Source organism: Frateuria sp. (assembly GCF_013362045.1).
Lineage (GTDB): Bacteria > Pseudomonadota > Gammaproteobacteria > Xanthomonadales > Rhodanobacteraceae > Frateuria_A.
In genome coordinates this window covers 1-5,423 of record NZ_JABFWW010000060.1, presented here as the reverse complement: position 1 = coordinate 5,423, position 5,423 = coordinate 1, and the positions used below count along the sequence as shown (strand labels likewise).

Here is a 5,423-nt window from a genome sequence, read left to right as displayed (position 1 = left end):
GCCGGCCACCGCGCCCGCGCAAGAACGACAACGACGACGGCAACCGCTTCCGCCGCGGGCCGGACACGCCCTGGACCGTGGCAGGCATGGTCACCGCCGTGCGCAAGCGCGGCGACAGCGACGCCTTCGTGCGGCTGGAGGACGGCACCGGCACCGTGGAGGTGAGCTTCTTCGGCGAGCTCTACCAGCAGGTGGCGCCGCTGCTCACCCGCGACGAGATGCTGATCGTCGACGGCGGCCTGCGCATCGACGAGTTCTCCGGCGGCGGCTTCCAGCTGCGCGCGCGCGGCGCCATGACCCTGGCCGACGCCTGCCGGCGCCATGCCCGCGCGCTGCGGGTGAAATTGAACGGCATCGGCCCCGGCTTCGAGCAGGAACTCAAGCAGGCGCTCGCGGGCTATCGCGGCGGCCGCGCCAGCGTGATCCTGCACGGCTACCACAACCGCACCGCGCAGGCCGACCTGGAGCTGGGCGAGGACTGGCGCGTCAATGCCGTTCCGGACCTGCTGCGCGCGCTGCGCGGGCTGTCGTGGGTTGAGGCGGCCAAGTTGAAGATCGTCAAGAGCGAAGCCTGATCCTGAGCCGCTTCCCTCCGGGAGGAGTTGGAAAGGGTTCGGTCAACCTTACGCCCCGATCCACCCAAAACCGATCCACCCAAACCCTTCCCCCTTCGCCCCCACCGCAGGGAGAAGGAAACAAAAGTCCGTTCGCCCTGAGCGTAGGCCCATGTGGCCGGAGTCGAAGGGCGCGCCGGCAGACAGCCCTTCGTCTTCGCTTCGCTACGCTCAGGACGAACGGCTGCGGGCTTGGTGGGCGCCCATACGCCCCCGTTCCCCGCCTGCCTACCCGCCCCGCTATACTGCCCCGCTCCGCGTCATGAACCGCAGCGAATGAACCCGAACTTCCTCGATTTCGAACAACCGATCGCCGAACTGGAAGCGAAGGTCGAAGAACTGCGCCACGCCAGCCACGGCCAGGCGTTCAACATCGACGAGGAAGTCTCGCGCCTGCGCGAGAAGCTCAAGGTCAAGACCGCGGACATCTTCCGCAACCTCTCCTCCTGGCAGGTCACCCAGCTTTCGCGCCACCCGGCGCGACCGTATACGCTCGATTACATCGGCGTGATCTGCGAGGAATTCCAGGAACTGGCCGGCGATCGCGCCTATGCCGACGACGCCGCCATCGTCGGCGGCCTGGGCCGCATCAACGGCCGGCCGGTGATGATCATCGGCCACCAGAAGGGCCGCGACACCAAGACCAAGGTGCGCCGCAACTTCGGCATGCCGCGCCCGGAGGGCTACCGCAAGGCGCTGCGCCTGATGAAGATGGCCGAGCGCTTCGGCCTGCCGCTGCTGACCTTCATCGACACCCCCGGCGCCTATCCGGGCGTGGGCGCCGAGGAGCGCGGCCAGAGCGAGGCGATCGCGCGCAACCTGCTGGAAATGGCCGACCTCAAGACCCCGATCGTCTGTACCGTCATCGGCGAGGGCGGCTCCGGCGGCGCGCTGGCGATCGGCGTGGGCGACCGGGTGAACATGCTGCAGTACTCCACCTATTCGGTGATTTCGCCCGAAGGCTGCGCCTCGATCCTGTGGAAGAGCCAGGACAAGGCCCGCGACGCCGCCGAAGCGCTCGGCATGACCGCCCCGCGCCTGTTCGAGCTCGGCCTGGTCGACAAGGTCATCCGCGAACCGCTGGGCGGCGCCCACCGCAGCCCGCGCTCGATGGCGATCCGCCTCAAGGCCGTGCTGCTGAACCAGCTGGACGAGCTGCAGGCCATCCCCGAAGGCGACCTGCTGGAGCAGCGCTACCGCCGCCTGCGCAGCTACGGCGCCTACCAGGGGTAATGCCGGCGTGACCGGGGTGCGCGGCCTCGCCCACGCGAATATCCGCGCACCCGAGGCGATGATCGAACGCCTGCGCAGTTTCTACATCGACCTGATCGGCCTGCGCGAAGGCTCGCGTCCGACATTCCGCTCGGCTCGCGCGGCCACTGGCTCTATGCCGGCGAAATCGACGTGCTGCACCTGACCATCGCCGGCCCCGGCGATGCCGCACCGCAAGCCACCGGCTACCTCAACCACCTGGCCTTCGCCTGCACCGAGCTGGCCGCCACCCGCGCCCGCCTGGATGCCGCCGGCGTAGCCTACGAGGTCGATGCGGCCGGCGATCCACTCCGGGTGCAGCTGTTCCTCACCGATCCTTGTGGCCTTAAGGTCGAGCTCAACTTTTTAGGCTGATCAAGCCGCATCCGGCGCCAGCCCCAGTGGCCATCGGCACGGCCGGCGCGCTGTAGCGCGGCCCCACGGGAGCCGCAGGCTGCGCGCTAAGATCGGCCAACCTTCCTGCGGACCTGCGCCATGGCCGACCACGCCAAGCTCGCCGTGCTGATCGACGCCGACAACGCCCAGCCCACGCTGGCCGAGGGCCTGCTTGCCGAGGTCGCCCGCTACGGCACCGCGCACGTCAAGCGCGCCTACGGCGACTGGACCGACAACCACCTGCGCGGCTGGAAGGAACAGCTGCTGGACTTCTCCATCCAGCCGATCCAGCAGTTCGGCTACACCAAGGGCAAGAACGCCACCGACTCGGCGATGATCATCGACGCGATGGACCTGCTCTACACCGGGCGCTTCGATGGTTTCTGCATCGTTTCCAGCGACAGCGACTTCACCACGCTGGCGCGGCGCATCCGCGAGTCGGGGCTGACCGTCTACGGCTTCGGCGAACGCAAGACGCCCGGGCCCTTCGTCGCCGCCTGCGACCGCTTCATCTACACCGACGTGCTGGGCAAGCCCGACGGCGGCGAGGAGAAGCCGGCCGAACCCGCGCAGCGCAGGGGTGCGCAGGAGCTGCGCCAGGACGCGCGGCTGGTCAACCTGCTGCGCAACGCCATCGAGGATGCCGCCGACGACACCGGCTGGGCTGGCCTCGGTGCGGTCGGCAGCATCGTCAGCAAGCGCGCGCCCGAATTCGACTCGCGCAACTGGGGCTACGCCAAGCTGAGCGGCCTGATCGGCGCGATCGGCCTGTTCCAGGCCGAGGAGCGCCAGGTCGGCAACGGCAAGCACATCTACGTGCGCAACAAGAAGAAACCGGCCAGCCGTGAGTAGGTCGCGCACGCTGCCCGATACGCTGCGCGACGCCCTCGACGACCATCCCGATGGCTCGCTGTGCGTCGCCTTCAGCGGCGGCCCGGATTCCACCGCGCTGCTGCATGCGCTGGCGATGCTGCCGCAGGCGCGTGCGCGCGGCCTGCGCGCCATTCACGTGGACCACGGCCTGCATGTCGACAGCGGCGATTGGGCGGCGCGGGCACGGGCGTTCTGCGCCACGCTCGGGATCGCCTGCGAAGTCCTCGCGGTCCAGGTCGCGCACGATACCGGCGAGGGCCTGGAAGCCGCGGCGCGGCACGCTCGCTACGCGGCCTTCGCGCAGGCGCTGCAGCCGGACGAGTGGCTGCTGCTGGGCCATCACCGCGACGACCAGGTCGAGACGGTGCTGCTCAAGCTGCTGCGCGGAGCGGGCCCACAGGGGCTGGGCGGCATGCGGACGTCCCGGCCGCTGGGCCGCGGTCGATTGTGGCGGCCGCTGCTGGACTTGCCACGCGAGATGCTTCGCACCTATGCGCAGGCCCACCAGCTGCCGTACATCGAGGACCCTTCCAACCGCGACACCGCGCTGGCGCGCAACCACCTGCGCCACGAGATCCTGCCGCGCCTGCAGGGGCATTGGCCGCACGCCACCGATTCGATCCTGCACAGCGCGGCGCTGTGCCGCGCCGCGGACGACAGCCTGCGCGCGCGCTGGCTGGAGGCTTTCACCGCATTGCACGATGCCGCGACCGGCAGCCTCCAGGCGCAGGGCTGGCTCGCACTCGATCCTGCCCTGCGCGCCCCCCTGCTCGACCATTGGCTGCGCGCCGGCGGCCTCGGCGCGCCCACCGCCGCGCAGCGCCGGCAGATCGAGCGCCAGTGCGATGCGCGTGCCGGCCAGTTGCCATGCGTGCGCTGGCCCGGCGCCGAGCTGCACATCTGGAAGGGGCAGCTGTGGGCGCGTGCGCCGCGGCAGCCGGTCGATCCCTGCTGGCAGGCGCGCTGGCACGGCGAGGCGCTGGCCTTGCCGGACGGCGGCCGGCTCGAACTCGATCCGGCCGCGCGCCTGCCCACGCCGCTCATCGTTCGCCTGCGCCGCGGCGGCGAACGCATCAAGCCCGCCGGCGACCGGCACACCCGCGAGCTGCGCGACCTGTTCCAGCAGGCTGCGCTGCCGCCGTGGCTGCGCGCAGCCTGCCCCCTTCTCTATGCCGGCGAGGAGCTGGTCGCGGTCGCCGACCTGTGGCGGACGGCGCGTGGCGCCTCGCTGTTCGATGCGCTGGGCGCGCAACCGCGCTGGAGGCCGGCCAGCTGATCGAAACAAGGCCCGCTCTCCCTCGGGCGAGGGGTGAGGGTTCGGCACGCTGCACCGTCACGCTCGCCCGCACCCTCAGCCGCCCTTCGGCCCCCCTCGGAAGAAGATGGGTTCGGCCATCAGGCGTGTCGTTCGACAGATCCGTTCGCCTCGAGCGTTGGCGCAAGACGCCGGCGCCGGAGTGCCCTGCCTGCCCGAAAACATTGATTCCATACCCCCGCTGCGCTAGCGTTGCGGCCCATGGCCAAACCCGCTCCCGCCCCCGCGGAAACCCCCTCCGTCGCCGATTTCGAGCACTCGCTGGACGAGCTCGAACAACTGGTGGCGCGGATGGAAGGCGGCGAGCTGAGCCTGGACGAATCGCTGGCCTCCTTCGAGCGCGGCATCGGCCTCTACCGACACTGCCAGCAGGCCCTGGACAGGGCCGAGCTGCGCGTGCGCCTGCTGCTCGATCCCGATGCGCCCGACGACGCCGAACCCTTCGAATCCGAACCCTGACGCGCTGCCCGAGCTCGGCCCCCGGTTGCTCGCGCTGACGGCGCGCGCCGATGCGGCGCTTGCGAGCGTGCTGCCCTCCGAGCAACAGCCGCCGCTGGAACTGCACCAGGCCATGCGCTACGCCGTCCTCGGCGGCGGCAAGCGACTGCGGCCGCTGCTGGTCTACGCCGCCGGCCACGCGCTCGGCGCGGACGGCGCCGAGCTGGACGCGCCCGCCTGCGCGGTCGAACTGATCCACGCCTACTCGCTGGTGCACGACGACCTTCCGGCGATGGACGACGACGCGCTGCGCCGCGGCCGTCCCACCTGCCACGTGGCCTATGGTGAGGCGATGGCGATCCTCGCCGGGGACGCACTGCAGGCGCTGGCCTTCGAAATCCTCGCGCACGATCCGCACGCGGACGCGCCGCGTACGCTGGCCATGCTGCGCGCGCTCGGCCGAGCCTGCGGCGCCGACCGTCGGCAGCAGAGCCGCGCCTGCCGTCCTGGCCGCGCCCCGCGCCTGGTCGATCCGC

At 70.8% G+C, this 5,423-nt stretch carries 8 protein-coding genes; all 8 read left to right on the top strand.

Going from position 1 to position 5,423, the window contains the following annotated elements:
- Positions 1–575 (top strand): OB-fold nucleic acid binding domain-containing protein (locus tag HOQ08_RS03115; protein WP_291191471.1); only part of this gene is annotated, 575 nt, incomplete at its 5' end.
- 315 nt (positions 576–890) lie between these two features.
- Positions 891–1,847 (top strand): acetyl-CoA carboxylase carboxyltransferase subunit alpha, encoded by a 957-nt coding sequence (locus tag HOQ08_RS03110; protein ID WP_291191468.1) that lies wholly within the window; start codon positions 891–893, stop codon positions 1,845–1,847.
- Between the two features lie 7 nt (positions 1,848–1,854).
- Positions 1,855–2,031, top strand: a complete 177-nt coding sequence (locus HOQ08_RS03105; protein ID WP_291191465.1) for a hypothetical protein — start codon at positions 1,855–1,857, stop codon at positions 2,029–2,031.
- Positions 2,019–2,240: a hypothetical protein gene (locus HOQ08_RS03100; RefSeq protein WP_291191462.1), complete on the top strand. Its 222-nt coding sequence runs from the start codon at positions 2,019–2,021 to the stop codon at positions 2,238–2,240. Before HOQ08_RS03105 ends, HOQ08_RS03100 begins: the two co-directional genes overlap by 13 nt.
- 120 nt (positions 2,241–2,360) lie before the next feature.
- Positions 2,361–3,113, top strand: a complete 753-nt coding sequence (locus tag HOQ08_RS03095) for an NYN domain-containing protein (protein WP_291191460.1) — start codon at positions 2,361–2,363, stop codon at positions 3,111–3,113.
- Complete coding sequence (tilS, locus tag HOQ08_RS03090; RefSeq protein ID WP_343203809.1) at positions 3,106–4,410, top strand: tRNA lysidine(34) synthetase TilS; 1,305 nt, start codon at positions 3,106–3,108, stop codon at positions 4,408–4,410. The genes HOQ08_RS03095 and tilS overlap by 8 nt, the downstream gene beginning before the upstream one ends.
- Before the next feature lie 240 nt (positions 4,411–4,650).
- The gene (locus HOQ08_RS03085; RefSeq protein ID WP_291191456.1) at positions 4,651–4,908 is read left to right on the top strand and encodes an exodeoxyribonuclease VII small subunit; all 258 of its coding nucleotides are present in this window, start codon (positions 4,651–4,653) and stop codon (positions 4,906–4,908) included.
- Positions 4,868–5,423 (top strand): polyprenyl synthetase family protein (locus tag HOQ08_RS03080; RefSeq protein ID WP_291191451.1); only part of this gene is annotated, 556 nt, incomplete at its 3' end. The genes HOQ08_RS03085 and HOQ08_RS03080, both read left to right, overlap by 41 nt.